This is a genomic window from Sulfurivermis fontis, from assembly GCF_004001245.1.
Lineage (GTDB): Bacteria > Pseudomonadota > Gammaproteobacteria > Thiohalomonadales > Thiohalomonadaceae > Sulfurivermis > Sulfurivermis fontis.
This window is the reverse complement of sequence record NZ_AP018724.1, coordinates 1,184,003-1,210,580: the sequence shown is the minus strand read 5'-3', so window position 1 is coordinate 1,210,580 and position 26,578 is coordinate 1,184,003. Positions and strand designations below refer to the sequence as shown.

The window sequence follows — 26,578 nt, the reverse complement described above, 5'->3', positions numbered from 1 at the left end:
CGCTCTCAGAATGACACACCGCGCTCTACGCGCCGCAGGTCGGCTTCCACCATCATCCGGCAAAGTTCCTCCAGCGTCGTTTTGGGCTCCCAGCCCAGTTCTCGCTTGGCCTTTTCCGGATTACCGATCAGCAGATCGACCTCCGCAGGGCGGTAGAACCTAGGGTTCACGCGCACCACCGTCTTGCCCGACGCGACATCAATGCCCACCTCGTTCTCACCCTGACCTTTGAACTCCAACTCCATCCCAACGGCCTTAAAGGCCATACGCACAAAATCACGCACAGTCTCGGTACGCCCGGTTGCCAAAACGTAGGTATCTGGGACATCAGCCTGCAACATGCGCCACATGCCCTCTACATAATCCTTGGCATAGCCCCAATCACGCTTGGCATCCAGATTGCCCAGTTCCAGGCAATCCAGCTTGCCCAGCGTGATGCGCGCCACGGCGTCGGTGATCTTGCGAGTCACGAACTCCAGCCCGCGCAACGGCGATTCATGGTTGAACAGGATGCCGCTGGTGCCGAAGATGCCATAGCTCTCACGATAATTGATGGTCATCCAATGAGCGTATAGCTTGGCCACGCCATACGGGCTACGGGGATAGAACGGAGTATCTTCAGTCTGCGGAATAGCTTGTACCTTGCCGAACATCTCCGAAGTGCTCGCCTGATAGAAGCGGATCTTGGGATTGACGATACGAATCGCCTCCAGCAGATTCAGCGGCCCCAGGGCGGTAATCTGCGCCGTAGTCATTGGTTGGTCGAAAGACACCGCTACAAAGCTCTGGGCTGCGAGATTGTAGACCTCTGTTGCATCCGTATTCTGAAGCAGGCGAATCGACGCACCCATATCGGTCAAATCATATTCGACTAGATGAAACTTTTTGTGCCCATTGATGCCCAACTCATCGATGCGCCAGAAGTTTGTCGAGGCAGCGCGGCGATAGGTGCCATAAACCATATACCCCTTCTCCAGAAGAAGCTGTGCAAGATAGGCACCATCCTGACCCGTGATTCCCGTAATAATTGCTTTTTTCATTCCAAATCCTTATTTGTGCCGTTCAAATAATAAACCGGTTAATAACAACTGCAACCGCACTCCCTACGATAATACCCACAGCATTTTCACATCGGGTATGCCCCATGCTCTCACGAAGAGGCTGATGATCTGACTTATCAATCACTATCTTGTTGATCGCTATCGCGTGCTTGCCCACCTGCCGGCGCAGGCTGTTGGCATCGAGCATCACGATAGCACTACGCCAAATGCGGCCCACAGGCCGCCGAGATGAGCAAATACCGGCGCTGCCGGTGCGATTCGGCGCGCGATGACTCGCTGGTATCGACGATTTGCTCATTATTCGTTGCTTATTCAGAGCATCCTTAATTTACCATTTTTTCTGCATTGAGTATTTTTCCATGCAGCATCGCTGCACTCGCTGTCCACGTCAGCCACGGCATGTCATCTGACATAGGGTGCCGTTGTGTATGATACAAATCCAGCCAGGCGTTGATCACATTGGCGAACGCTTCCGGCGTATCTGCGTTGAAGTAGAACGCATGCTCGCCCGCCACCTCACGGAACACCGGAATATCCCGCGCGATGATCGGCAGCTTGTGCTGCGCGGCTTCGATCAGTGGCAAGCCGAAACCTTCGCCATAGGAGGCTGCGATCAGACAAGTGCTCGCGGCATAAACCTTTTCCAGATACTCATCGCTGATGCCTTCGAGCCAGAACAGACGCTTGCGGAGTTCCGGATGCGAACGCAGGCGCTTGACTGTTTCCGGAATATTTCGGCGCTTTTCGTCCGGAAGCGGTTTCCAACCCTCCTGACCGACGATGACTAAATTGACATCTATGTTTTGGGACCAAAGGCGATCAAAAGCATCAAGCACCTGCGGGTAAGCTTTACGCGGCTCGATGGTTCCGACCATTAGGAAACTCGGGCGGCTGCGCAGTTTATCCAGCACTTGTTCGGCGTCTGGCGGCAGGCCAGTGGTGGGCACGGAGTGCTGGACATCCGCACCCAGATGGAACCAACCGACACTCAAAGGCCACTCGCGCTTGGGGCCGAAGACAGCCAGCCACTCGGCCATCTCGTCTGCCACGGCACGTGAGATGCACGCTACGCCATCAAAACGACTTATGGTCTCGAGCCAGCGCTGATGGATGGTTTGCGTACCCTCTGGAAGCACCTGCGGCAACAAGACAGGTAGGAGATCATAGACCACGAACCACACCCTCACCCCTCGGGAGCGCCACTCTTGCAGCCAACGCTCTTGAGCAGGCACGACATTCTGGTGGAGGTCTAAGCCAACGAAAATATCGCCGTCCCAAGCCTCAGCCGGCACATCCTCGGCCCAGTCGTTCGGGACACCCACGAAGCGGCTGGTCCAACGGCGGGCGTAGCGATAGCCCGACACATCCACCGTGGCGTATACCGGCTCGACCTGAAATCCTGGGGGCGGGTTATCCAGCCACTCGCGCAAAATGGCTCGTGTCACTCGTTCAATGCCCGTTCTGAGGTCGGCCTGAACCAGCGCGGAGACATCCACGAGCAACTGCCGCCGGCGCAACGTGGACGGAAAGTTGCGCGCGAGAGCGGTGGCTACACACGGCCATTCTACCTTTGGTAGCGGCTGCTCGCCAAAACAAATCAGCAGTCGGTGCAATCCGCTCTCTGAGCGTTGGTAAAACCCTTCGATGGCCTGAAAGTACTGTTCGGCACATCGGCGAGGGGCATGCCGAGTACGGATGATCTCCTGCGCCCACGCACCCAAAGCGTGTCGCCGCTCGCGATCCCGGGCAAGGCTCATAAGGGCTTCGATGAGTTCATCGTCGGTGAACCCATCCGGCAGCATCCACACCGCATCCTGATCCAGATCGGCCATGCTGCCATGGGCGTTGACAATGGTGGCCAAGCCGTGGTTCATGCAATCAAGAACTGTTCCGGATGTTTCACCACGAGAGAGCGTTCTTAGCTGGACGGCGATGTCAGCAGCCGCGAGGTAGCGGCGGAAGGTTTCGACATCGGCCCAACCAGTGATACGGATGCGATCCCTCGCTGGGCTAGCGGCGATGGTACGCAGCAGATCCTGGCCGTAGTCACCCCTTTGATTTTCACCCACGAATACGAGCTGCGCTTTCGGATCATAGGCCAAAGGCGAGGCGAACCAGGCAGCCAGCAGACGATGGCTGAGTTTGGTCGGCCCCATTAAACCAAAGGAACAGACCAAAAGGTCATCGTCGGTCAGTCCCAAGTCCTGTCGTGCGGCTGTGCGATCCATGTGCAATGCCGGAACACGCAGGTGGGGAATCACAGCCCAATCCACGGCGGTGTCCGTGCCATACCACTGCCTTGCCAGTGCGCGTGAATGCTCGCTATGCACGATCACGCCAAGCGCCGACTGCAAAACCGGCAAGTTGGCGGGATAGCGCCAGACCACTTCGGCCGTGTCTGCTGCCGTATAGCGCTCGTATACCGCTTGATAACCGTGGCTTGTCAGCAATGCCTGTACCCAGGCATGCGGCCCCAAGCCATGCACGTCCCGATGCGCCTGAATGCCAGAGAGGAAGAAATCATGCAAGACCACCACGCCGGGAATTTCCTCCAACAGCGGGAACATGTGCGTGTGGTAGGTCGAGTTGCCGAAGTGGTACAAAACCCGGTCATAGCGCGCAGCGGAAGCACGGAATTCGTCGACGGTGCGAATGGGGAAATTGGCCAGAAGATACGGGGCGCTCACTTCCTGCTGCGCAACAACGAGCTCGATCTCGTAGTGACGGGCGAGCTCCGGCAGTAACTCCGCGCTGTAATCGGCAATCCCCGAACGTTCTGGCGGCAATGGTGAGACGTAAGCCAGCTTGGGGCGATGCTTATGAAGGACAAATGCAGGCGCTGGTCGTGCCATCGCCTCCCAGGCGGCCCAGGCGCGTTTGGCCGACTCATGCCAGCTGAATTGTTTGGCCTGCTGTAAGGCATGGCGCTCAAGCTCCCGACGGAACGCCTCGTCGGTCAGCACCTGCTCGACCTTGGCGGCGATCGACCGGACATCGAAGGGATCGAAGAGCGCGTCTTTCCGACCGACCACCTCCGGCAGGCTGGAGATGTTGCACGCGATCACGGCCTTGCCGCAACGCATGGCTTCTAGCGCCGGCAGACCAAAGCCCTCGTGCCATGCCGGGAACACGAACAGCATGCAGGCGTTGTAGAGCGCAAGCAGATCCTCATCCGTCACATAGCCCGTCAGCACGAATTCCCCGGCCGACAGACCGCAGCACGCGGCCAAGGCCTGGAGACGCTCTCGGTCCGGGGCTTGAACCGCACAGACCACCACCAGCTGGTGCGCTCGTCGTAGCGTCACAGGCAGAGACGCATAAGCCTCGATCAAGCGTTCGATGTTCTTGCGGTGATCGATCTCCCCCGTGTACATCACAAACGGGCGGTCGATTCCATAAGCGGTGCGCAGGTGTTCGCGCTGAGCCTCGGTCAATATTGCAGGACGGAACCGGGCATCGCAGTCGGTGCCCACGGCAAGTACTGCATCCGGTGGAAAGTTCAGGTACTCGACAGCCTCACGACCTGAGGATGCCGAGATGGACAGCAGTTGGTCAGCGCGCCGCAGATGATCGATCTTGCGCACATACCAGCGCTCGACGCCAGGGTTCTGCAGATAGATTTGCCGATGAATCCAGGGGATCAGGTCATACAGCGTCACACTCACCGGCGTCGAAGTATCGAACCGGCCAATGCTCGTGACAGCATCATCGACATAGCCCTCGAACAGGCTACTGATGTGAATCACATCCGGCTGCAAGCTGGCGAGGAGGGCTTCTCGAATTCGCTCAGCCGCTTCGCGGCGGGTGTCGTTGTCAGGATCGCATCCCCGCACCGGGCCGGGCGCATGCCAAACGCGGATGTTTTCCTGCGGCAGCAGGCCGTCGAAAGCGGCGCGGATCGGCTCGATGGTCTCGGGGAAGAGGCCGTTCAGGGCAAGGATCACTTCGTGCTCGCCGCGGTTGCGCACCACCGCTTGGGCAAAAGACATCGTGTAGCGACCAATGCCACGAAAGCGGCTTTCCGTCTGCGCGCCTTGCATGTCGATGACGATGCGCATCAGCTGTGCTCCTTATGCCGTCTTTCCACCGCGGACTTTAGCTGAACATAGATCTGTCTTGCTCGGGGAGATAGCTGCGAAACCTCACGCGGGAGGTTTTGTGCGTATGTTATGGGTTGCGATGTCACTCCGAGTGCCAAACGAGCCAGTCGAGCCTTGAGCGAAGGCATGAGGTTGAGTACAACAACCGCAATACGCCTAAGTCTGGGGTGGGCATTAACTTTCAAGGCAAGGTGCCGGAGCAAAGATCGAACGCAGCTTTTCATTGCGCCGACATCTTTCGAACCAACCGGCTGAGCGCGCGCAGAGGTTTCGTCAGGCGCCATGACCTGCTCGTCAGCACAGCGTTCAATCGGGCTTCGGCCTGTTGGGCCCGGGCTTCCGCCTGCTGTGTTGTTTCTGTCAATGTTATGACATTCTGGGCAAAGTCAGTTTCAAATCGCTGGGTAAGTGCCCGCGCTCGATGGGCCTGTGCAGCTAAATCTTCTGGCGAACATTCCGACAAAGCCAAAGTCCAGATAGCTGGCATGAACTCCTGGCGTAACGTTTGCAACTGCTCAACTAGCTGCGGCGTCCATCCGCCCGCCAACAACCATTGGTGCACACGATCTTCCAAAGGCTCGAAAAACGCTCGATCTTGTTCCAGATAGCGCCCCTGAGGTACGCGACAGTCAGAGAAATCAATGTCTGGTATGCCTGCCTGCTGGAGCACAACTTGGATTTCTTCCCGGTAGCCTGGGGAATCGCTCAGCCGGTCGATATTCAATAGCAAATCGGCATGTGCCAGCCCTTCCCGCAGGCCAAGGCACCAGAGCAAATAAAAAATCAAGTAACTATGTTCGCTGGTAAGCGGCCTTCTACCGTAATGCGCGAATGCCTCAGACAAATCTTCCGGCATGTCGTCTTCGAGACCAAGTTCCTTGCGGAGCAAAGCAACCGAAGCCGGCGCATTCGGTGCCCGGATGATCAACTGATTGGCCGTATCGAAATAAGGCGTGACCTTGTAAGACCACCATTGATCCCATGGATTACGCCACAGGTAGATGTGGTAACCACCCAGTGCTGCCTTAATAGCGCCAATCCGTCCTGATGTGCGACATTCCTGAAAGACTGGGCGGTCCTTGCTGGCGTCTATTAGCGACTGCCAGTAAGCAATTCCGATATCTACATCATGAGGGGCGAAATAGCCCCTGATGACTGAAGAGAGTTGAAAAACAGACCGCCATGCAGGCCAAACCGCATGCAGCTCAAAGTAATAGCCTGTATCCAACATCGCATGTCGGTAAAGTTTTGTTGCATCTTTATCCAGATCACTCCTTAGTAGGCGATCTGGGTTGTTCCTGGCTTCCTCTACTAACTCATGCAATGCCTCTTGATAGCACCAATATCCTGCTGCACTGCTACGAAACACCTTAAACAAGTAGGTGCTGCCGGCGCGGAAGAGTGAATGGATAAAAATCGGCTGTTTGTTCATGATTGGGCTCATCCGCCGGCGACCCGTGCACAGCCGAGCGATAGTTTGGCTGCCATTTCCATAACGCCAGTGGCTACCGTCTGATTCGGTGAAGCGGTAACGCGCAGGATGGCCGAATCGATACGCCGAGAGAGAAATTCCACTCCCTCTTCGGTTTCGATTCGTACACCACAGTTGAGATAGTACGTGCCTGGCGCCAGAACGTTGTCCAGCGTAAAGGCGACCTCATAACTTTCACCCGAATTAGCGGCGAAAAAGTCACTAACCAGTGTGGTGGTATCTGTGCCATAGAGCGCAATACCTTCCCGCGTCTTGATCATCATGGCGAAAATCGGGTTGGCCACATTCTCATTGAACTTAACGCGGTAACACCAGCGGAATGGGGTGCCGGAGTCAATAACATTGATGCGGTTTCCTTCCATGTCCTCCAGCCAAGCCATTTCGATGTCGGCTTTGTCGTTGCCATAGACCATTTCACAGCTAGCGACCAACGACGGATCGTATCTAGCCGTAATAGGTTGTGGTACCGCTTGAGTTTCCAAGCTAGTTCCATCCGCAGCGCGCTTGCCCCCAAAAATAAACTTTTCATATTCGTCACAGACTTCCCGAGCAATGCCGAAGCGTTCCACTTGTCCCGCCTTAATGAACAATGCCCTGTCACAAAGTTTTTTGACCGTTTCGATATCATGGCTGACGAACAGCAAGGTTGTTCCGTCCGCCTGATATCCTTCAATGCGGCGAAAGCATTTGCGCTGAAAGGCCGCGTCACCCACTGACAGTGCTTCATCGATGATTAATACTTCCGGGCGACTTGCCGTAGCCACACTGAAAGCCAGCCTTACCTGCATGCCGCTCGAATACACCCGCACCGGCTGGTCGATGTAGTCGCCGATCTCCGCAAAGGCTTCGATTTCCGGCATCAGGGCGGAGATTTCTTCCACTGTGTAGCCGAGCAGTTGCCCAGCCATGTAGGCGTTCTGTCGGCCGGTGAAATCCGGGTGGAAGCCCATGCCGAGTTCCAAGAGCGCGGCCACGCGCCCCATTACGTGCACACTGCCGGTGGTGGGTTGGGTGGTTCCGGTGATGATCTTGAGCAGGGTGCTCTTGCCCGCACCGTTGATGCCGATGATGCCGACGGCCTCACCGGGCTGGACAGTAAAGTTGATGTCCTTGAGTACCCAGTGCAGGTGATGGCGCGGCTTGCCGCGCGGATCCAGCCATTCCAGCAGGCGGGACCAGCGGGTGGGATATTGCTTGTAGGCCTTGCCGAGGTTGGTGACGGTAATACTGCCCATTACAGTTCATCCACCATTTCGCCGGCACGGCGGCGGAACAGGCGCAGCCCGCCCACGCACAGCAACAGCGACAGAAGCATCAAAGGAATCAGGCTCATCCAGGCGGGCCACTCGCCGCGCACCAGTACGCCCTGAACGGCGGCCATGAAGGGTGCGAGTGGATTGAGCTGCATCCAGGGCTGTACCCACTGCGGCAGGATGCTTGGTGGGTAGACGATGGGTGTGAGCCAGAACCAGAAGGTGACGAACACGCCAAAAAAATAGCCGACATCCCGGAAAAACACATTGAGAACGCCCAAGACCAGGCCCAGCCCCACGGCAAAGAGCACGAGTAACGCAAGCAAGGGCACCAGGGCGATGAACGCCATGCCTGGGAAATTGCCGGAGATGACGAGAAAGCCGCTGAACAGCCCGAACACGATGCCGAAGTTGAGCAGCGCCGTGGCCACTACCGTGACGGGCAGACACAGGCGCGGAAAAGTCAGCTTTTTGAGCAAGTTGGCGTTGTCCAGAAACATGTTCTGGCTGCGGGTGACGATTTCGGTGAACAATCCCCAGGTAAGGATACCAGCGCACAGGTAGATGCTGTAGCCAAAAGTGCTGTCGATACCGGGCAGCTTGGCGCGCATGACCTGCGAGAAGATGACTGTGTAAACCACGATCATCGCCAGCGGGTTGAGGATCGTCCAGGCAGCCCCCAAGAGCGAATTTCGATACTTAAGTTGAAACTCGCGCTTGACGTTGCCGAGCACGAAGCCGCGGTAGCGCCACACGGGGCGCAGCATGGATAGCAACATCAGGCCCGTCCGTAGTTATCCTGAAAGCGGACGATATCGTCCTCGCCCAGGTAGTCGCCGCTTTGCACTTCGATCATCACAAGGTCCAGCTTGCCGGGGTTTTCCAGGCGATGTTTGTGCCCGGCGGGGATAAAGGTGGATTCGTTGGTGTTGACGTAGATTTCGCGTTCGCCATTGACGACCTTGGCCATGCCGCTGACGACGATCCAGTGTTCCGAGCGGTGGTGATGCATTTGCAGGGAGAGGCAGGCACCGGGCTTGACCACGATGCGCTTGATTTTGAAACGGGGGCCCTCTTCAAGTACGGTGTAGGTTCCCCATGGGCGGGTGACCGTGCGGTGCAGACGGCAAGCATCATGGTTGTTCGTCTTGAGATGGGCAACGATCTTTTTGACGTCCTGCGCCTTGTCTGGATGGGCCACCAGCAGAGCATCGGGCGTATCGATGATCATCAGGTTATCAATACCTACCCCTGCCACGAGCCGGTCTTCGCTCTGGATAAAGGTGTTGCGGGAATCGACGAGAATGGTTTCGCCCACTGTTCGGTTATTGTTTTCGTCGGGTTCGATCAGTTGGCTGAATGCACTCCACGATCCTATATCACTCCAGCCGAAGTCTCCCGGTACAACAGCCACATGGTTAGATTTTTCCATTACTGCATAATCGAGAGAGAGAGCCGGAACATCGGCAAATAATTCTGCAGGGATATCCAGCATGGAGCTCTGATTACCGAAGGTACTGCGCATTGCATCCCAACAGACCTCGGCGCTGCGGAAAATTTCAGGTGCGTGCTTGGCCAGTTCTTCCAAAATCACGCCGGCCTTAAAGCAGAACATACCAGAGTTCCAAAGAAAATTGCCGGCGGCGAGATATTCGCGTGCCTTCTCGAGCGATGGTTTTTCCACAAAACGGGTGACGGCAAAGGCTTCGTTCCTCTCCCGAGACCTCTCGCCGGCGGAGCGAGTGGGAGAGCCTGCCGCATCTCTTTTATCTGTTTCTGTACAAGGAAAGCTAGCGGGAATGGGGGCGCCAGATTCTATGTAGCCAAAGCCGGTTTCCGGTGCTGTGGGCACGATGCCAAAGGTCACCAAGTAATCCTGACTGGCAACGGCTGCGGCGGTTCTGACAGCCGCGTTGAAGGCTAGGGAATCGCCAATAAGATGATCGGCAGCGAGCACCAGCATCAATGCATCGTGGCCGTATTTTTCCAGCAGGTGATGGGCCGCGAGCGCCACGGCGGGCGCAGTATTGCGGCCGCACGGCTCTAATAGATATACGCCTTGATGATCATCACCAAGACCGGCACCGGACAGCTCATCTTTGCTCATAAAGTAGTAATCACGGTTGGTGACGGTCAAAATTTCACCACCATCAGCTGCTGAAGCTGCACGCCGGTAGGTTTTTTGCAGCAGACTCTCGCCATCGGCGAGTTTCATGAAGGGCTTAGGATGCCCCTCACGTGAAACTGGCCATAGGCGGGTACCGGCACCGCCGGAGAGAATAACGGGGATCAGCATGAAACTCAGCTTCCTGCCTGATTTATCAAAGATTCGATCTCAGTGACCCGCTCTGTGACGGCGGTTATGTCACTCTTTGTTTCCACGTTCAAGCGCAACAAGGGTTCTGTGTTGGAGCTGCGCAGATTGAAGCGCCAAGTACCAAAATCCATGCTCAAACCGTCGGAATAATCGCTAGCATGCGGAACGGATCGGTAGTGTGCCTCAATCCGTGCAATTGTACCAGCGGCATCGGCGACGTGGTAATTAATCTCGCCGCTGCATGGGTAAGCGTTGATGCGCTCCTCGACCAGGGCTGAGAGCGGCTTACCGGAAATGGAAATGTATTCAGCTACCAGCAACCACGGGATCATGCCGCTGTCGCAGTAGGCGAAGTCGCGGAAATAGTGGTGGGCCGACATTTCGCCGCCGTAAATGGCGTCCTCGCTGCGCATGCGCTCCTTGATGAAAGCGTGGCCGGTCTTGCTCATCACCGGAATACCGCCGGCCTGCTTGACCATGTCGATGGTGTTCCAGGTCAGGCGCGGGTCGTGGATGATCTTCGCGCCGGGGTTGTGCTGCAGCAGTTGGGCCGCGAGCATGCCGACGATGTAGTAGCCCTCGATGAATTCTCCCTTTTCGTCGAACAGAAAGCAACGATCAAAGTCACCATCCCAGGCGATGCCCATGTCGGCACCGTATTTGCGCACAGCCTCGCTGGTGGCGGCACGGTTGTCCGGCAGCAGGGGATTGGGAATGCCGTGAGGGAAAGTGCCGTCCGGCTCGTGGTGGATGCGGGTGATCTTGAACGGCAGATGGGCGGCAATGGCGTCGAAGGCGGGGCCGGCGGCACCGTTGCCGGCGTTGACGACCAGGTGCAGCGGTTTGAGCTTATTGCGGTCAACGAAGGAAAGTACCTTGGCGACGAAGCTCGGCATGATGTCCCAAGGCTGATCGCTGCCCTTGCCCTTGGCGACCGGGCCTTCGTGTTCACGGGCGCAGCGCTCGATGTCGTTCAGGCCGCTATCACCGCTGATGGGAATGGCCTGTTCGCGCACCAGCTTCATGCCGTTGTAGTCCATGGGGTTGTGGCTGGCAGTCACCATAATGCCGCCGCCCATGCCGGGCTGGGCGGCGGCATGATAGATCATTTCCGTGCCGCACAAACCGATGGAACGGGTATCAATGCCGCTGTCATTGAGGCCGCGGATCACGGCAGCGGCATAGGCCGGACTGGTCAGGCGGATGTCCCAGCCGACAGCTACCGGACCCTTGGGCTGAATGACGGACGCATAACCGCAGCCGATGCGGTAGGCGATATCTTCGTTGATTTCATCCGGGATACGGCCGCGGATGTCGTAGGCCTTGAAGCAGGTCAGCTTGCTCATGTCAGTCCTGGGAGTTCGGTTGTGTAGTGCGTTGATATCCATGCATGTGTGTCATGTTTGTTTGTTATCGCAGCGGCGCCTCTCCTGCGAATAATCGCGAATACGATTCGCCTACGGGTAGTGCCTTGTATAGGGCCGAGTCTTCTCAGCGAACCGGTGCCAAACCCTGGCGTTGTCTTCGCCCGCGGAGCAGGCTCCTACGAATCATGCTGTTATCACGGCGCGCTGGCGCAGTAATGCCATCACCTTCTTCACGCTTTCATCCAGCGTTTCCTCGCCGGTTTTGACGACGAGGTCGGGCTGCACCGGCTCTTCGTAAGGCGAAGAGATGCCGGTGAATTCCTTGATGACGCCAGCGCGCGCCTTTTGGTACATGCCTTTGACGTCGCGGGACTCGCAAACGGCGAGCGGGCATTGTGCATATATCTCGATGAAATCGGCATCGCCGAGGAGACGGCGCACCCGTTCACGGTCGGCGCGCAGCGGGGAGATGAAGGCGGTCAGTGCGATGACGCCGGCCTCGACGAACAGCTTGGCCATTTCGCCGACACGGCGGATGTTTTCGTGACGATCCTCGATGGAAAACGTCAGGTCTGAACACAGGCCGTGACGCACGTTGTCGCCGTCTAAGACGAAGGTGCGGCAGCCGGCACGGTGCAGTTCCTCTTCCACGGCATGGGCCAGGGTGGACTTGCCGGCGCCGGACAGGCCGGTGAACCAGACGACGGCGGCCTTGTGGCCGTTGAGTTGTTCGCGGCGCTGCCGGGTTACCGTGGCGTGGTGCCAGACCACTTCCACGTCGCTTGGGGCGCTCTGCTTGTTCATTTGTTTCCTTGCACAGTCGTAATCTTTGGTGCGCGGTGCGTACCCTACGCGTTATCGCGGCGGAGCCGCTCCTGCCCCCTCCCCAACCCTCCCCACAAAGTGGGGCGGGAGTGTTTTGAGATGGGTTCTAGTTAGGCCGCATCGCCCGGCAGAGCGGGGTTCCTACAAAGCCTGTTAGCCATCTTGCGCAGATGTTCGAGCTTCTTCCGAATCAGGCGAATATGCTCTGTCACAGGCGTACCCCTTCCTGTTTCGCAATTCTGTATATCGGCTCTTCCTTGCCGGCCTGATTGATCACGAGGTCCACGTGCAAATCAAGCTCATCTTCCAGGTTGATTTTGCATTTCAACTCGGAGGTAAGGTCCGTGTGCTCAGGCTCGATGTACAGGTCAACATCGCCCCCCCTACGGCTATCGTCGATGCGCGATCCAAACAACCATACCTTGGCATTCGCACCGAAATATCTGCGAATGCTGTTTCGAATAAGCTCGGCTTGTTGGTTCGTCAGTCGCATTGCGCTATGTTGTGCCGTCACAATTTTCCTGGGTGTTCATCGCGGCGGAGCCGCTCCTGCCCCCTCCCCAGCCCTCCCCACAAAGTGGGGAGGGAGTGTTTTGAGATGAGTTCCAATCAGGGAAGGTCTGAACTTATTCAGAGCTTCCTCAGAGTTTCCTTATGCCGTATCGCCCGTCAGAGCCGGGCGCTTACTTAAGGAAGGTCTGAATAAGTCCATCCTGGACTTCTCAGGTCGCTCCCGCCCCTCCCTGGGCTGCGCGACATAAGTCCATCCGTGGACAAAACCACGCCAAACGAAAAGTGTGATTTTCGCTTGGCTTCATTTTTCAACGACTTATCGTCGTTGAAAAATGGCGGCACGTCCCTGTGCCGCGGAAGCTCTGAACTTGTTCAGAGCTTCCTTAATTCATTCCTTATCCATAACCCACTGTATGGCTGCCGCAAACTGCTCAAAATCAGCCAGGCGATGGCTGCATATTTCATGCACGACGTTCCAATCGATATTGTCATAGGCATGGACAGCAATATTTCTGAAACCAACGGCTTTCTTCATGTTGTTGGTGATTTCCTCGGACAGATAGCCAAGCTGGCGCAAGACACCGAATGATTCAGCCATGGTGTTGGGGGCTGGTGCGCTGCTATCTGCGACGATGTGCGTCGCAATGTCTACACACAACTGCACTGCACGGGCCAGATTCATTGCCACGATGTCCTGGATGTCGGCATCGTGCTGCAATGCCTCTGCCCCTTCCGGGCATTTTGTTCTGAGGCGCTGCACGCAATACCGCAGGGCCTCCAATTTTTCCACAATTATTTCCCTATCCATGCCTGTCTCCTCTTTTCCAGAATCCGGCGCCGATAAGGAAGAAAGTCTTCTGTTTCCATGAGGTGATGACTGATCAATTTGGCCAGCAGACGGGAGTCGCGCATGACCAGGCGGACACCTTTGCGCAGGATCTGCCCCAGCAGAGGTTCTCCCGCAGTTCGCAGATCAACCAAATCAACGGGGCGCCCGGTGTGCTGCGCGATTGTCTCTATCAGCGCCAGCTTGGCCTGTGCGGTCAGCGGGGTATCACCAGCGATGGCAATGTCGATGTCGCTGTCGGGACGCACTTCTCCTGAGGCAACTGAGCCAAACAGGATGGCCAGGCGCAGCGTGGGATCGGCCGACAGTACTTGTGTCAGTTGCTCGTGGCCCATCAGGCATCCCCTCCGGCCAGTTGGCTGTCGTGAGGAAGCGCCAGTTCCCTCGCCTCCCGTTGCAGTTCGGCCAGTTCCTGTTTGATGGCATCGTATTCCCGCTGTTTGCGCTGCAGGAAGCGCAGCGTGATGCGCGCCTTTTCTTCAATGCCCTTGGGGGTCAGCAGGTAGGCGTAGGCCTTCTTGTTGGGATTGTTGCGGAAGTTCGCCGCCTTGATCAGACCCTTGGCGATGAGCGCCTTGAGGCAATAGTTGACCTTGCCCAGGCTGATGCCGGCGGCCTCGGCCAGCTCGCGCTGGGTCAGTTCCGGATTGTCCTGCAGGAGTTTGAGGAGCCGGTAATGGGTGGCTTCGTCGAGCATTCCGTGTTCAGACGTTGAACAAAGTTGGCGTATTACATGATTTTACGTGGGGTAAGTCAAGGAAAGCGGCTGGGATCAGGGGTTCAAGCAACTTCCATACGGTAATAGCCGAGTCCTCTCGGCGAACAGGTGTCTGAGATAGATGCCGCATTGCGGGATATCACGCCCCTGCTCCACCGTTCCCAGCCCCTCATCGGCCACGATATGGCTGCCCCTATCGAAGGAGTCCTCAATGGCCTGCTGGAGGAAGCGCTCGGCACTCCCGTAGCGCTCAGGGTCCGAGAGGAATTGCTGTTAAGGAAAGCGGGATGGAACGTGGCAGCAATATCCTGCAGGGGCTATAGCAGAACAGCACTGACACCCAAGGCTTCTGCCGCACTCACCAGCATACGGTCCAGAGAGCACAACCGAGCACCATGGGCTGACGCGACAGCGAGGTGCAGAGCGTCGCCGGAACGCAGCCCTGTCGAGTGCTGATCGGCAAATCGGGCCGCCATTTGGAACTCAAGGCGCGATACCGGCAGGATGGTAAACGATGCCTCGGTCATGGCGGTAAACGCTGCCAGCACCTCCGCCCGTTGAGCGGAAGACAAGTGGCCGACTCTAACCTTGAGCGACAAGGCGCCGGAGAACTCAGTGATAACCCAGTCGCTGATGACAAGCTGCTCCGGCGGCTGGGCAGCGAGCCAATCCTGCATTTCCCTGGTCCGCACCTCGTTGGTGAATGCGGCCACTAGCAGGCTGGTATCGAGATAAAGCATCAATAGCGCGCCTCATCACGCATCCGGCGCACAAAACTGCTCGCATCGTCGGGTTGCTGCGGCAATCCGGCCGTTAACTGACGCAATACCTTCACATCGACGGGCTGCCGCGGGCGTTCTGGCCGGGATAGCTGCAACACGGGCTTGCCGCGTTTGGTGATAACGACCGTTTTCCCGCTGGCCGCAAGCTCGGCCAACTCACTGAGCCGTGCCTTTGCATCGGCGATACTGATGGTGGTGCTGTCCATGACGAACTCCAGACTTGACCAATTAGATAGTCAGATTCTAGTCCGCACGACGGTATGGCACAACCCGTCGCAGCTCGCCGTCGGGGTTATCGTTGCCCCGTTTATGTCCATGGATGGACGGTATGTCGCGGGCGCAGGTGCGCAGAAGCGCCCCGTGTGGGAAAGGAGTGCGTGACGCTCTGCGCCGCGGCGGACACTCGGAACGTCCAGCTATCGCTCGCAGAGTGAGGGCTGATAGGGATCAGTGACCGAGGAAACGACGGATTCGTTCGACGCCCTCTTCCAGGCGGGACAGGTCGGTGGTGTAGGCAAAGCGCAGGTAGCGTTCGGGATGGTGGCGGCCGAAATCCGCACCGGGGGTGACGGCCACGCCGGCCTGCTCCAGCAGGTCGCGGCTGAACTGCCGGCTGTCCGCCGCGAGACGGCTGCAGTCGGCGTATATATAGAAGGCGCCCTGCGGGACCAGCGGGATGTCGAAGCCCAGTGCGCGCAGGGCCGGCAGGAGGTAGTCGCGGCGGCGCTGGAACTCGGCGCGGCGCGCCTCGAGGATGGCCAGGGTCTCGTCGCTGAAGGCCGCCAGGGCGGCGTACTGGGCCGGGGTGGACGGGGCGATGAACAGGTTCTGCGCCAGCTTTTCTACTTCGCGCACGTAGCCCTCCGGCACCACCAGCCAGCCCAGGCGCCAGCCGGTCATCTGGAAGTACTTGGAGAAGCTGTTGATGACGAAGGCATCCGCAGCCACTTCCAGGGCGGAGGCGGCGCGGTTGCCCCCTCCCCGGCCCTCCCCCTGCGAGGGGGAGGGAGATTTCTCCTCCCCCACCTTCGTGGGGGAGGCCGGGAGGGGGTGCCTGTCGCAGCCCCCCTCCCCAACCCTCCCCATCAAATGGGGAGGGAGCCTGCCCACCTCCTCACCCACCTTCGTGGGGGAGACCGGGAGGGGGTGCCTGTCGCAGCCCCCCTCCCCAACCCTCCCCATCAAATGGGGAGGGAGCCTGCCCTCCTCCCCCACCTTCGTGGGGGAGGCCGGGAGGGGGTGCCTGTCGCAGCCCCCCTCCCCAACCCTCCCCATCGAATGGGGAGGGAGCCTGTCCTCCTCCCCCACCTTCGTGGGGGAGGCCGGGAGGGGGTGCCTGTCGCAGCCCCCCTCCCCAACCCTCCCCATCGAATGGGGAGGGAGCCTGTCCTCCTCCCCCACCTTCGTGGGGGAGGCCGGGAGGGGGTGCCTGTCGCAGCCCCCCTCCCCAACCCTCCCCATCGAATGGGGAGGGAGCCTGCCCACCTCCTCCCCCACCTTCGTGGGGGAGGCCGGGAGGGGGTAGGTCAGGCCGTGGTAGATCTCGTCGGCGATGAGGGTACCGCCCCGCTCCGCCACGGCCCGGGCCAGGGCGGCCAGTTCGTCGCGCCCCAGCAGGGTGCCGGTGGGATTGGAGGGGCTGGCGACCATGGCGGCGACGGTCTGGCTGTCCCAGTGCTGTTCGATATGGCGCGGCGCCAGTTGCCAGGCGGTGTCGGCATCGACCGGCACCGACTGTGCCGCGCCGTCGAGGAAACGCACGAAGTGGCGGTTGCAGGGGTAGCCCGGGTCGGCCAGCAGCACCTTCTCACCCGGATTGAGCAGCACGCCGAGGGCCAGCAGCAGAGCGCCGGAGGCGCCGGGGGTGATGACGATACGCTCCGGGGAAACAGCGACGCCGTAGCGCTGCCGGTAGAAACCGGCGACGGCCTCGCGCAGGGCCGGCAGGCCCAGGGCCGGGGTGTAGTGGGTCTTGCCCTCGGCCAGGGCGCGCCGGGCGGCGGCGGTGATGGGCTCGGGCGTCGGGAAGTCCGGCTCGCCGATCTCCATGTGGACGATGTCGCGCCCCAGCCCTTCCAGCTCGCGGGCGCGGGCCAGCAGGTCCATGACCTGGAAGGACTCGATTTCCGCCATGCGGTGGGCGAGACGGGGTGTGCGGGTGTCGGTCATGGGGCGGGGATTCCCTGGGTTCAGTTTCGGTCAGGGATCATATCGCGAATACGATTCGCTCCTACGGCCCGTTGTCACCCCCTTGCGTGCAACTGCCGCACCAGATCCAGGGTCAGGTGGTCATGGCCCGCCGCATCGCCCTGGAGCACGGTGAACGGCTGATCCGGCTCCCCCCAGTGGTCGACGACGATAGCCGCGCCGGTGAAGTCGTCGTCGCGGGTGTAGCCGTTGACCGCGATGATGGTGGCGAGGCCGGCACCGCGGGAGGCGAGGATACCGTTGCGGGAGTCCTCGAAGGCGATGCACTGGGCCGGGGTCAGGCCCATCTTTTCCATGGCATACAGATAGATGCCCGGGTCCGGCTTCTTGGCCGGGACCACGTCGCCGGCGGCGATGACCTCGAACCAGGACTCGGCATCCGGGTGCAGGGCGTGCCTGAGCAGGGCGGTGACGTTTTCCGGCGTGGTGGTGGTGGCCACGGCCAGGCGCAGGCCGGCGGCGCGGGCCTCCCCAATCAGCCGCTTGACGCCGGGGCGCAGCGGAATGGCCCCTTCGGCCAGCATGCGGGTGTAATGGGCGGTCTTGGCCTTGTGCAGCGAGGCGATGAGGGCGTCGAGGTCGCCGTCGTAGCGGAAGCCGGTGTTGAACTTGTCCAGATAGTAGCGGATACGCTCCTTGCCGCCGGTGACGGCCAGCAGTTCGCCATACAGTTCCGGTGACCAGTCCCAGTCCAGGCCGGCATCGGCAAAGGCACGGTTGAAGGCTGGACGGTGGCCGTCGCGCTCGGTATCGGCCAGGGTGCCGTCCACATCGAACAGCAGGGCTTGCAACTCGCTCATGGGGTTCCTGTGGTATCGCTGTTTTCCGGAGGGGCCGCATAGCTTACCTGAGCCCGGGAGAAAATAAACCCGACATCGCCCATCGGTCATCCCCCGCCCTCCATGGCCGCGTTGCCTTGGTTGCAGGTGGGAACCCTTTCTGGTATTTATGCCGGCTTGTTTTTGCGCTCAGTCAGGAGACAGGCGTATGCCGACAAAGAAAGCGCCGGCCAAAAAGGCCACCGCACCCGCGAAGAAAGCGACGACTGCCAAGAAGGCGGCCCCGGCCAAGAAGGCGCCTGCGCCGAAGAAAGCCGCGCCGGAAAAGAAACCTGCTCCGGCGAAGAAGGCTGCGGCCGAGAAGAAGCCCGCGGCGGCAAAAAAACCCGTTGCTGCCAAGAAAGCTGTCGCCGAGAAAAAGCCCGCTGCGCCGAAAAAGACTGAAGCGGCCAAGCAAGCCCCCGAACCCAAAACGACAACGAGCAAGAAAAGCACCCCATCCATGAAGAGCAGCGCAGCCAGCAAGACCGCCGCGGCGGCCGAGAAATCCACCTCCTCCGCCGAGGGCTTCGGCGGCTTCACCCCCTACAAGGAGAAGAAGGGCGAGGAGTACATGAGTGATGCCATGAAGGATCACTTCCGCGACATCCTGCGCGCCTGGAAGCGTGAACTGATGGAAGAAGTGGACCGCACCGTGCATCACATGCAGGACGAGGCGGCCAACTTCCCCGACCCCAACGACCGCGCCACGCAGGAATCCGAATTCACCATGGAGCTGCGCACCCGTGACCGCGAGCGCAAGCTGATCAAGAAGATCGACGAGGCTCTGGACAAGCTGGACAAGGACGAATACGGCTACTGCGAGTCCTGCGGCGTGGAGATCGGCATCCGCCGCCTGGAGGCGCGTCCCACCGCCACCCTGTGCATCGACTGCAAGACGCTGGATGAAATCCGCGAAAAGCAGATGGGTTGAGGCCGTTCGCCGCAGACACAGCAGAAAAGGGCCGCAAGGCCCTTTTTTGTTGTCTTGCGGCTATGTAGGAGCCCGATTCAGCGGGCGATTGCGGCAGCGGACAGGCCGCATCCCCCGGCAAACCGGGCTCCCACGACACTCCGGCCATTTTTGATTTGTCTGAACCTTGCGCGGTTACAATAAACCAGCCTGCACATCGGAGATTCACTATGGATGTCACCACCGCCCTCACCCGCCGCAGTTCCACCCGCGCCTTTCTCGATCGCCCCGTGAGCGATGGACAGGTGCGCGCCATCCTCGATGCCGCGCGCTGGTCTCCTTCCGGCGTGAACATCCAGCCCTGGCAGGTGGCGGTGGTGCGCGGTGAAACCAAGCGCAAACTGGCGGATGCCCTGATCGCCGCCCGCGCCGCCGGGCCGGCCACTCCCGATTACCAGTATTACCCGGTGCAGTGGTTCGAGCCGTTCAAGGAGCGGCGCAAGCAGTGCGGCCTGGCGCTGTACCAGGCGCTGGATATCCGCCGCGAGGACACTGAAAAACAGCGTGAGGCGTGGAACAACAACTACCGCTTCTTCGGCGCCCCGGTGGGGCTGCTGCTGTTCCTTGACCGCCGCCTCGGCCAGGGGGCCTGGATAGACATGGGCATGTTCATGCAGAGCATCATGCTGGCAGCGCAGGAACAGGGCCTCGCCACCTGCCCGCAGGCCTCGCTGGGCGAGTATCCCGACGTGGTGCGCAATCTGCTCGGCATCGATGAGAACCTGGCCCTGCTCGGCGGCATCGCCCTGGGCTATGCCGATCCGGACGCGGCGGTAAACCGCTACCGTACCGAACGCGAGCCGGTGGATGCCTTCACCCGCTGGTATGAGTAATCCCCCTCCCCAACCCTCCCCGGGGAGGGAGTTTTCCCTCCTCCCCCACACCGTGGGGGAGGCCGGGAGGGGCGTGCCTTTGCTTGTAACTTGTCACTTGTAACTTGTATTTGAGATGTACATCGGTCGCTTCGCCCCCTCGCCCACCGGACCATTACACTTCGGTTCGCTGCTTGCGGCCCTGGCCAGCTGCCTGGAGGCCCGTCGGCAGGGTGGGCACTGGCTGGTGCGCATGGAGGACATCGACCCGCCGCGCGAGATGGCCGGCGCGGCGGACCTGATCCTGCGCACCCTGGAACGCTACGGTTTCGAGTGGGACGGACCGGTGCTGTACCAGAGCCGGCGCGCTGACGCCTACCGCGCCGCACTGGAAGAGTTGCGGCGCGGCGGTGTGCTGTATGCCTGCCGCTGTTCGCGCCGCGAGGCGCTGGAGGCGGCGGCCGCCGCCCATCTCGCCCCCGGTGTCTATGCCGGTACCTGCCGCAGTGCCGGCCACGCCATCGACGGCCCCGGCGCCCTGCGCGTGCGCACCGACGGCAGGGTGATCGCTTTCGACGACCGCCTGCAGGGGATGCAGCGGCAAAACCTGGAGCGTGAGGTGGGCGATTTCGTGGTGCGCCGCGCCGACGGCCTGTGGGCCTACCAGCTCGCGGTGGTGGTGGACGACGCCGCCCAGGGCGTCACCGACATCGTGCGCGGCAGCGACCTGCTCGACTCCACCCCGCGTCAGATCCTTCTGCAACACCTGCTCGGCCTGCCGACGCCGACCTACCTGCACCTGCCGGTGGCGGTCAATGCCGCCGGCGAAAAGTTGTCCAAGCAGACCTACGCCCCGGCCCTGCCCATGGACAATCCGTTACCTCCCCTGTGGCAGGCCCTCACCTTCCTCGGCCAGCAGCCGCCGGCGGAACTGCTGGAAGGGGATGTCCCTGCGCTGTGGCGATGGGCGGTTGTGCACTGGGACGCCGCGACGATTCCGGCCACCCGCGCCCTGCCCCTGTAACGGGCCGCCTCCGCTCCTGCGACGGCTGTTACCTTTCGTAACGTTTCTGGTAAGCTGCGCCGATGCCTCTCCCCACCCAAAACGAACGCCAGCTGGACCGGGTGGTCCTCCTGTTTCTGCTGGCCCTGTTCCTGCTCGTCTCGCCGCTGCTGGACTGGTGGGCGGCGGACGGCAATCCCTGGTATCTGCCCTACCTCATCTGGCTGGGCCTGATTGTGGCCATGTACCGGCTGCAGCGGCGCGCACGGCAGGATTCCCATGACCTTTGAACTGTGGCAGCTGTTCCTCGCCGGCGTCGGCTACCTGCTGCTGCTGTTCCTCATCGCCTACGCCGCCGAGCGCGGCTGGCTGCCGGCGAAACTGGCGCGCCATCCGCTCACCTACACCCTGTCGCTGGGCGTCTATGCCACCTCGTGGAGCTTCTACGGCAGCGTCGGCTTCGCCCAGGCCCAGGGCTACAACTTCCTCACCATCTACCTCGGCGTCACCCTGGCCTTTCTGCTGACGCCGATCCTGCTCAAGCCGATCCTGCGCCTGACGCGGGAATACCAGCTCGCCTCGCTCGCCGACCTGTTCGCCTTCCGCTACCAGAGCCAGCTGGCCGGCGTGCTGGTGACCCTGTTCATGCTCGCCGGCATCCTGCCCTATCTGGCCCTGCAGGTGCGCGCCGTGACCGAGTCGCTGCAGGTGCTGACCCAGGACACCACGCCGCAGCTGTTCCTGGCGCTGGGCTTCTGTATCACCCTGATCCTGTTCGCCGTGCTGTTCGGCGCGCGCCACAGTTCGGCGCGCGAGAAACACGAAGGCCTGGTGGTGGCCATCGCCTTCGAGTCGCTGATCAAGCTGCTGGCGCTGCTGGCGGTGGGACTGTTCGCGGTATATGGCGTGTTCGGCGGCTTTGCCGACATGGAGGCCTGGCTAACTGCCCACCCGGAGGCCCTGGACCGGCTGTATGAACCGGTGCGCGAGGGACCGTGGCCGACCCTGCTGCTGCTGGCCTTCGCCGCGGCCTTCCTGCTGCCGCGCCAGTTCCACATGACCTTCACCGAGAACATCGAGCCGCGCACGCTGAACGTCGCCGCCTGGGCCTTCCCCCTGTTCCTGCTGCTGCTCAACCTGGCCATCCCACCGATCCTGTGGGCCGGCCAGCGGCTGACACCGGATACCTCACCGGACTACTACGTGCTCGGCATCACCTTGTTCGGCGATTCCGCGATCCTGCCGGTGCTGACCTTCCTCGGCGGCGTCTCCGCCGCCAGCGCCATGATGATCGTGGAGACCCTGGCCTTGGCCTCCATGTGCATGAACCATCTGGTGCTGCCGGCCAGCTTCCCGCCGCGGCTGTCGCCGGAAACCGACATCTACCGCTGGCTGCTGTGGGGCCGGCGCGTACTCATCGCCGTCATCATCCTCGCCGGCTACGGCTTCTACCTGCTGCTGGAGCACAACCAGGGTCTGGTGCAGCTCGGCCTCATTTCCTTCGTCGCCGTGGCGCAGTTCCTGCCCGGCATCGTCGGCCTGCTCTACTGGCGGCGCGCCACCCGCCTCGGCTTCATCGCCGGCCTGCTCGGCGGCGGTACGGTATGGGCGGTGCTGCTGGTGCTGCCGTTGCTGGAACACTCCGGCATCCTGCCGGCCTCCCTCGCCTGGCTGTCCGGCTGGGGCCAGGTGGAGGGCTCGCCCTGGGGGCACGCCACCTTCTGGACCCTGGCGGTCAACAGTCTGCTGTTTGCCGGCATTTCACTCATCACCGAGGCCAGCGAGGAGGAGCAGGAGGCGGCGCGCGCCTGCTGCAAGGAGAGCATGACACCGCCGAGCGGCGTGCCGCTGGCCGTCTCGCCGCAGCAGTTCAAGGAACAGCTGGCACAGATCACCGGCGCGGAGATGGCCGAACGGGAGGTAGCCCAGGCCCTGGCCGACCTCGGCCTGACACCGGACGAGGAACGGCAGACCGAACTGCGCCGCCTGCGCGAGCGCATCGAGCGCAATCTGTCCGGGCTGGTGGGGCCGCTGCTGGCGCGCATGATCGTCGACGAGCGCCTGCGCACCGACACCACCACCCGCAACGCCCTCGCCGCCAGCGTGCGCTTCGTCGAACAGCGGCTGGAGGAGTCGCGCTCGCAACTGCGCGGCCTCGCCGCCGAGTTGGACAACCTGCGTCGCTACCACCGTCAGGTGCTGCTCGACCTGCCGCTGGGCGTGTGCGCGGTGAGCCCTGAGCTGGAGGTGATCTCCTGGAACCAGGCCATGGCGGCGCTTTCCGGACTGGAGGACTACCAGACCGTGGGGCGTCCGCTGCGCGAGCTGCCCGATCCCTGGGCCGGCCTGCTCGGCGGCTTCCTGCGCACCCAGGATCGCCACCTGCGCAAGGTGAAGGTAAACAGCGAAGGCCGCGCCCGCGTCTTCAACCTGCACAAGGCCGCCATCGAGGACACCGCCGGCATCGACGCCGCGCTGCGCCGTCCGCACAGCGGCGGCACGGTCATCCTCATCGAAGACCTCACCGACCTGCACATGCTGGAGTCGGAGCTGGCCCACAGCGAACGCCTGGCCTCCATCGGCCGTCTCGCCGCCGGCGTGGCGCACGAGATCGGCAATCCGGTCACCGGCATCGCCTGTCTGGCGCAGAACGTGTTGTACGACAAGGGCGACCCGGCCTTCGTCGAAGAGAGCATCGAACAGATCCTGGAGCAGACGCGGCGCATCACCAACATCGTGCACTCGCTGGTCAGCTTCAGCCACAGCGGCACGGCAGTGGATCACACGCCGGCCCCCTTCAATCTGCATGCCTGCATCGAGGACGCCATACGCCTGGTGCGCCTGTCCCAGGCCGGCAAGCAGATCGAATTCATCAACCGCTGCGAAGCCGACCTGATCCTGCACGGCGATCAACAGCGCATGATCCAGGTGTTCGTCAACCTGCTCACCAATGCCTGCGACGCCTCGCAGCCGGGCGATCGCGTCATCGTCAGCGGGCGCAGCGACGGCAATTTCATCGAAGTGGTGGTCACCGACTATGGCCGCGGCATCCCGGAGGAGTTACAGGACCAGGTATTCGAACCCTTCTTCACCACCAAGCAGCCGGGCGAAGGCACCGGCCTCGGCCTGCCCATGGTCTACAACATCGTGGCCGAGCACGCCGGCACGGTCACCCTGCGCAGCCGGCCCGGCGAGGGTACCTCGGTGATCCTGCGCCTGCCTGTGTCGAGGCACGAGATACGCGGGACGAGGGACGAGGAATGAACTCGCTGCATGGGTATTGTTTTGTGAATTCAAACAGCCGTGCGCGCAGCGTACACCTTCCTCGCATCTCGTACCTTGACCCTCGTGCCTATCCGCTTGACGGATGCGTTGCGCTTATCCTCCTACCCACGCAGTTTGAAATAGAGTCATGAGCCAGATCCTCATCATCGAAGACGAAGCGGTGATCCGCGCCTCGCTGCGCCGTCTGCTGCAGCGCGCCGGCTACGACGTCACCGAGGCCGGATCGGTGGCCGAGGCGGAGCGGCACCCTCTCGCCGACTTCGACCTGATCATCACCGACCTGCGTCTGCCCGGCGAACCGGGCACGGCCATCATCGCCAGGGCGCCGGGGGTACCGGTACTGGTGATGACCAGCTATGCCAGCGTGCGTTCGGCGGTGGAATCGATGCAGATGGGCGCGGTGGACTACATCGCCAAGCCCTTCGATCATGACGAGATGCTGCTCACCGTGGAGCGCATCCTCAAACAGAGCACGCTGGAGCGGCAGAACGCCGCCCTCAAGCAAGACTTACAGCGCGCCTACCCCGCCGGCGGCATGATCGGCTGTTGTGCGGCGATGCAAGAGGTGTTCGAGCGCATCCGCAAGGTGGCGCCCACCGACACCACCGTGCTGATCCTCGGCGAGTCGGGCACCGGCAAGGAACTGGTGGCGCGTGCGGTGCACGAGCAGAGCACGCGGCGCGACGCGCCGATCATCGCCGTCAACTGCGCTGCCATCCCCGCCGGCCTCATCGAGTCGGAGCTGTTCGGCCACGAAAAGGGCGCCTTCACCGGCGCCGTCGGCACCCACCGCGGCCTGGTGGAGGCCGCCGACGGCGGCACGCTATTCCTGGACGAAATCGGCGAGCTGCCGCTGGAGGCCCAGGCGCGCCTGCTGCGCGTGATCCAGGAAGGCGAGATCCGCCGCGTCGGCTCCACCCAGTCGCGCAAGGTCGATGTGCGCCTCATCGCCGCCACCCACCGCGACCTGCAGCAGTGCGTCAACGCCGGCAGCTTCCGCAGCGACCTGTACTATCGCCTGCACGTGATGGAGATCCGGCTGCCGCCCCTGCGCGAGCGCGGCGACGACATCCGCCAGCTGGCCGCGGAGCTGCTGGAGAAGACGCGCCGGCGCCTCAACCGCCCGCCGATGCACATCACCGAAGAGGCCATGGAGCGGCTGCTGCAGCACAACTGGCCGGGCAACGTGCGCGAACTGGAAAACGTCATCGAACGTGCGGTAATACTCGCCGACGGCCCACAGATTACCCCCCAGCTGCTGGCTATCGACAACGCGCCCGGCAACGGGCAGGATAGCCCGTCCGCCGTTGACGAGACCCTGTCCCTCGATGATTACTTCCGCCGCTTCGTGCGGGAAAACGAGGGCCAGATGACGGAAACCGAGCTGGCGCGACACCTCGGCATCAGCCGCAAGACCTTGTGGGAGCGGCGCCAGAAACTGGGACTGCCGCGAACAAAAGGCTAAAAGCCATTGAACGCAAAGGGCGCAAAGGTTTCATATGAAGCGTTTCACTAGGGCGCCTCTGGCACGCTGCGGCGCGGCGTATGGTCTTGAGCACCATCGCGGCAGAGCCGCTCCTACACAAAATGACTTTGCGTCCTTGGCGCCCTTTGCGTCTTTGCGTTGAAATCTTTTGCCTGTTGTGAGGTAGGGAACTTGGAGCAGAATGACCCGTACATGACCGCCTTCCGCGGTTTCTTCGCCAGTGCGCTGCGCTGGGAGGACCTGGACCGACTGTGGCAGACGCTGCGCAGCCAGGCCGATGAGGGCTGGTATGTCTATGCCGTGGGCGAACAGCCCCCCGTGGCGCCGGTGAGCGCGGAGCAGTTCGCCACCTTCCTCACGGAGATCGATGCGCTGCTGCGCCGCGACCACGACGAGGATTACTGCGGCATCGTCTATGCCGACGACATGACCCGGCCGACCATGGTGAAGATCTACGATCCGCACAACCTGGGCAGCTCCTGCGGCTCATCCGGCAACAACCCGCCGCCCCTGCCCGGCTGGGTGCTGTCCCGTCTGGCCCCGCGGGGGCTGGAGGCCATGCAGCCCACCGCCAGCCGCCGCCGTTGGTGGCAGCGCCTGTTCGCCTGAGGCGTATCCTGCATAAAAACCTCATTGCGGTTAGAATGCGCAAGTTTCCGGCAGGGCGGCCGATAGCACACCAACAATAACTACCCTGAAACGGCGGGGGAAAAGCTTC

At 61.2% G+C, this 26,578-nt stretch carries 24 protein-coding genes and 2 pseudogenes; 7 read left to right on the top strand and 19 right to left on the bottom strand.

Going from position 1 to position 26,578, the window contains the following annotated elements; genetic code table 11:
* Positions 1-5: 5 nt before the first annotated feature.
* The 19 genes and pseudogenes from gmd to EP379_RS16495 all read right to left on the bottom strand — a co-directional run bounded on the left by gmd (position 6) and on the right by EP379_RS16495 (position 18,715).
* On the bottom strand, positions 6-1,040 hold the full coding sequence (gmd, locus tag EP379_RS06255) for a GDP-mannose 4,6-dehydratase (protein ID WP_127476946.1): 1,035 nt from the start codon (positions 1,038-1,040) through the stop codon (positions 6-8).
* A gap of 22 nt (positions 1,041-1,062) precedes the next feature.
* Positions 1,063-1,359 (bottom strand): divergent PAP2 family protein, encoded by a 297-nt coding sequence (locus EP379_RS16805; protein WP_127476943.1) that lies wholly within the window; start codon positions 1,357-1,359, stop codon positions 1,063-1,065.
* A 25-nt stretch (positions 1,360-1,384) separates the two neighbouring features.
* Positions 1,385-5,119, bottom strand: a complete 3,735-nt coding sequence (locus EP379_RS06245) for a glycosyltransferase (protein WP_127476940.1) — start codon at positions 5,117-5,119, stop codon at positions 1,385-1,387.
* Positions 5,120-5,381: 262 nt separating this feature from the next.
* Positions 5,382-6,593 carry a hypothetical protein gene (locus EP379_RS06240; RefSeq protein ID WP_127476938.1) on the bottom strand — a complete coding sequence of 404 codons (1,212 nt, stop codon included), beginning with the start codon at positions 6,591-6,593 and terminating at the stop codon, positions 5,382-5,384.
* A gap of 8 nt (positions 6,594-6,601) precedes the next feature.
* Positions 6,602-7,888 (bottom strand): ABC transporter ATP-binding protein, encoded by a 1,287-nt coding sequence (locus tag EP379_RS06235; RefSeq protein ID WP_127476935.1) that lies wholly within the window; start codon positions 7,886-7,888, stop codon positions 6,602-6,604.
* On the bottom strand, positions 7,888-8,685 hold the full coding sequence (locus EP379_RS06230; protein WP_127476933.1) for an ABC transporter permease: 798 nt from the start codon (positions 8,683-8,685) through the stop codon (positions 7,888-7,890). The genes EP379_RS06235 and EP379_RS06230 overlap by 1 nt, the downstream gene beginning before the upstream one ends.
* Positions 8,685-10,202 (bottom strand): mannose-1-phosphate guanylyltransferase/mannose-6-phosphate isomerase, encoded by a 1,518-nt coding sequence (locus EP379_RS06225; RefSeq protein ID WP_127476930.1) that lies wholly within the window; start codon positions 10,200-10,202, stop codon positions 8,685-8,687. Before EP379_RS06225 ends, EP379_RS06230 begins: the two co-directional genes overlap by 1 nt.
* A gap of 5 nt (positions 10,203-10,207) precedes the next feature.
* The gene (locus EP379_RS06220; RefSeq protein WP_127476928.1) at positions 10,208-11,569 is read right to left on the bottom strand and encodes a phosphohexomutase domain-containing protein; all 1,362 of its coding nucleotides are present in this window, start codon (positions 11,567-11,569) and stop codon (positions 10,208-10,210) included.
* Between the two features lie 204 nt (positions 11,570-11,773).
* Positions 11,774-12,394, bottom strand: coding sequence for an adenylyl-sulfate kinase (gene cysC, locus EP379_RS06215; protein ID WP_127476918.1), 621 nt, complete (start codon positions 12,392-12,394; stop codon positions 11,774-11,776).
* A gap of 229 nt (positions 12,395-12,623) precedes the next feature.
* Positions 12,624-12,929 (bottom strand): nucleotidyltransferase family protein, encoded by a 306-nt coding sequence (locus EP379_RS06210; RefSeq protein ID WP_232023986.1) that lies wholly within the window; start codon positions 12,927-12,929, stop codon positions 12,624-12,626.
* Positions 12,930-13,316: 387 nt separating this feature from the next.
* On the bottom strand, positions 13,317-13,736 hold the full coding sequence (gene hepT / locus EP379_RS06205) for a type VII toxin-antitoxin system HepT family RNase toxin (RefSeq protein ID WP_127476916.1): 420 nt from the start codon (positions 13,734-13,736) through the stop codon (positions 13,317-13,319).
* Complete coding sequence (gene mntA / locus EP379_RS06200; RefSeq protein WP_127476913.1) at positions 13,721-14,110, bottom strand: type VII toxin-antitoxin system MntA family adenylyltransferase antitoxin; 390 nt, start codon at positions 14,108-14,110, stop codon at positions 13,721-13,723. Before mntA ends, hepT begins: the two co-directional genes overlap by 16 nt.
* On the bottom strand, positions 14,110-14,472 hold the full coding sequence (locus tag EP379_RS06195; RefSeq protein WP_127476911.1) for a MarR family EPS-associated transcriptional regulator: 363 nt from the start codon (positions 14,470-14,472) through the stop codon (positions 14,110-14,112). The genes mntA and EP379_RS06195 overlap by 1 nt, the downstream gene beginning before the upstream one ends.
* A gap of 338 nt (positions 14,473-14,810) precedes the next feature.
* On the bottom strand, positions 14,811-15,233 hold the full coding sequence (locus EP379_RS06190; RefSeq protein WP_127476908.1) for a type II toxin-antitoxin system VapC family toxin: 423 nt from the start codon (positions 15,231-15,233) through the stop codon (positions 14,811-14,813).
* The gene (locus EP379_RS06185; RefSeq protein WP_127476906.1) at positions 15,233-15,481 is read right to left on the bottom strand and encodes a type II toxin-antitoxin system Phd/YefM family antitoxin; all 249 of its coding nucleotides are present in this window, start codon (positions 15,479-15,481) and stop codon (positions 15,233-15,235) included. The genes EP379_RS06190 and EP379_RS06185 overlap by 1 nt, the downstream gene beginning before the upstream one ends.
* 241 nt (positions 15,482-15,722) lie before the next feature.
* A pseudogene (locus EP379_RS16985) lies at positions 15,723-16,250 on the bottom strand (aminotransferase class I/II-fold pyridoxal phosphate-dependent enzyme); the annotation flags it as partial.
* Positions 16,251-16,784: 534 nt separating this feature from the next.
* Positions 16,785-17,444, bottom strand: a pseudogene (locus EP379_RS16980) (aminotransferase class I/II-fold pyridoxal phosphate-dependent enzyme); the annotation flags it as partial.
* Between the two features lie 74 nt (positions 17,445-17,518).
* Positions 17,519-18,283 carry an HAD family hydrolase gene (locus EP379_RS06170; protein ID WP_127476904.1) on the bottom strand — a complete coding sequence of 255 codons (765 nt, stop codon included), beginning with the start codon at positions 18,281-18,283 and terminating at the stop codon, positions 17,519-17,521.
* Between the two features lie 168 nt (positions 18,284-18,451).
* A complete protein-coding gene (locus EP379_RS16495) occupies positions 18,452-18,715 on the bottom strand; it encodes a hypothetical protein (RefSeq protein WP_197722868.1) in 264 nt (87 codons plus the stop codon).
* A 49-nt stretch (positions 18,716-18,764) separates the two neighbouring features.
* Here EP379_RS16495 and dksA point away from each other — a divergent pair, with 49 nt between their 5' ends.
* From dksA to EP379_RS06130, 7 genes are all read left to right on the top strand, one after another.
* Positions 18,765-19,235 carry an RNA polymerase-binding protein DksA gene (gene dksA / locus EP379_RS06160; protein ID WP_127478846.1) on the top strand — a complete coding sequence of 157 codons (471 nt, stop codon included), beginning with the start codon at positions 18,765-18,767 and terminating at the stop codon, positions 19,233-19,235.
* Between the two features lie 209 nt (positions 19,236-19,444).
* Positions 19,445-20,107, top strand: a complete 663-nt coding sequence (locus EP379_RS06155; protein ID WP_127476902.1) for a nitroreductase — start codon at positions 19,445-19,447, stop codon at positions 20,105-20,107.
* Positions 20,108-20,222: 115 nt separating this feature from the next.
* Complete coding sequence (gene gluQRS, locus EP379_RS06150; protein ID WP_127476899.1) at positions 20,223-21,110, top strand: tRNA glutamyl-Q(34) synthetase GluQRS; 888 nt, start codon at positions 20,223-20,225, stop codon at positions 21,108-21,110.
* A 62-nt stretch (positions 21,111-21,172) separates the two neighbouring features.
* Complete coding sequence (locus tag EP379_RS06145; protein ID WP_127476896.1) at positions 21,173-21,379, top strand: hypothetical protein; 207 nt, start codon at positions 21,173-21,175, stop codon at positions 21,377-21,379.
* Entirely contained in the window at positions 21,369-24,353 is a 2,985-nt protein-coding gene (locus EP379_RS06140) for a sensor histidine kinase (RefSeq protein ID WP_127476894.1), read from the top strand. The genes EP379_RS06145 and EP379_RS06140 overlap by 11 nt, the downstream gene beginning before the upstream one ends.
* A gap of 148 nt (positions 24,354-24,501) precedes the next feature.
* The gene (locus EP379_RS06135; RefSeq protein ID WP_127476891.1) at positions 24,502-25,839 is read left to right on the top strand and encodes a sigma-54-dependent transcriptional regulator; all 1,338 of its coding nucleotides are present in this window, start codon (positions 24,502-24,504) and stop codon (positions 25,837-25,839) included.
* A 213-nt stretch (positions 25,840-26,052) separates the two neighbouring features.
* Positions 26,053-26,469, top strand: coding sequence for a hypothetical protein (locus tag EP379_RS06130; RefSeq protein ID WP_127478845.1), 417 nt, complete (start codon positions 26,053-26,055; stop codon positions 26,467-26,469).
* Positions 26,470-26,578 lie beyond the last annotated feature (109 nt).

Bases quoted from the DNA above. Each gene is read 5' to 3' on its own strand.
- EP379_RS06155 (WP_127476902.1), top strand. From the start codon at position 19,445: ATGGATGTCACCACCGCCCTCACCCGCCGCAGTTCCACCCGCGCCTTT.
- gmd (WP_127476946.1), bottom strand. From the start codon at position 1,040: ATGAAAAAAGCAATTATTACGGGAATCACGGGTCAGGATGGTGCCTAT.
- EP379_RS06185 (WP_127476906.1), bottom strand. From the start codon at position 15,481: ATGGACAGCACCACCATCAGTATCGCCGATGCAAAGGCACGGCTCAGT.
- gluQRS (WP_127476899.1), top strand. From the start codon at position 20,223: ATGTACATCGGTCGCTTCGCCCCCTCGCCCACCGGACCATTACACTTC.
- EP379_RS06130 (WP_127478845.1), top strand. From the start codon at position 26,053: ATGACCGCCTTCCGCGGTTTCTTCGCCAGTGCGCTGCGCTGGGAGGAC.
- EP379_RS06240 (WP_127476938.1), bottom strand. From the start codon at position 6,593: ATGAACAAACAGCCGATTTTTATCCATTCACTCTTCCGCGCCGGCAGC.
- EP379_RS06170 (WP_127476904.1), bottom strand. From the start codon at position 18,283: ATGAGCGAGTTGCAAGCCCTGCTGTTCGATGTGGACGGCACCCTGGCC.
- EP379_RS06245 (WP_127476940.1), bottom strand. From the start codon at position 5,119: ATGCGCATCGTCATCGACATGCAAGGCGCGCAGACGGAAAGCCGCTTT.
- EP379_RS06135 (WP_127476891.1), top strand. From the start codon at position 24,502: ATGAGCCAGATCCTCATCATCGAAGACGAAGCGGTGATCCGCGCCTCG.
- EP379_RS06190 (WP_127476908.1), bottom strand. From the start codon at position 15,233: ATGCTTTATCTCGATACCAGCCTGCTAGTGGCCGCATTCACCAACGAG.
- EP379_RS06235 (WP_127476935.1), bottom strand. From the start codon at position 7,888: ATGGGCAGTATTACCGTCACCAACCTCGGCAAGGCCTACAAGCAATAT.
- hepT (WP_127476916.1), bottom strand. From the start codon at position 13,736: ATGGATAGGGAAATAATTGTGGAAAAATTGGAGGCCCTGCGGTATTGC.
- cysC (WP_127476918.1), bottom strand. From the start codon at position 12,394: ATGAACAAGCAGAGCGCCCCAAGCGACGTGGAAGTGGTCTGGCACCAC.
- EP379_RS06195 (WP_127476911.1), bottom strand. From the start codon at position 14,472: ATGCTCGACGAAGCCACCCATTACCGGCTCCTCAAACTCCTGCAGGAC.
- EP379_RS06220 (WP_127476928.1), bottom strand. From the start codon at position 11,569: ATGAGCAAGCTGACCTGCTTCAAGGCCTACGACATCCGCGGCCGTATC.
- EP379_RS06225 (WP_127476930.1), bottom strand. From the start codon at position 10,202: ATGCTGATCCCCGTTATTCTCTCCGGCGGTGCCGGTACCCGCCTATGG.
- EP379_RS06230 (WP_127476933.1), bottom strand. From the start codon at position 8,685: ATGTTGCTATCCATGCTGCGCCCCGTGTGGCGCTACCGCGGCTTCGTG.
- mntA (WP_127476913.1), bottom strand. From the start codon at position 14,110: ATGGGCCACGAGCAACTGACACAAGTACTGTCGGCCGATCCCACGCTG.
- EP379_RS16805 (WP_127476943.1), bottom strand. From the start codon at position 1,359: ATGAGCAAATCGTCGATACCAGCGAGTCATCGCGCGCCGAATCGCACC.
- EP379_RS06140 (WP_127476894.1), top strand. From the start codon at position 21,369: ATGACCTTTGAACTGTGGCAGCTGTTCCTCGCCGGCGTCGGCTACCTG.
- EP379_RS06145 (WP_127476896.1), top strand. From the start codon at position 21,173: ATGCCTCTCCCCACCCAAAACGAACGCCAGCTGGACCGGGTGGTCCTC.
- dksA (WP_127478846.1), top strand. From the start codon at position 18,765: ATGAAGAGCAGCGCAGCCAGCAAGACCGCCGCGGCGGCCGAGAAATCC.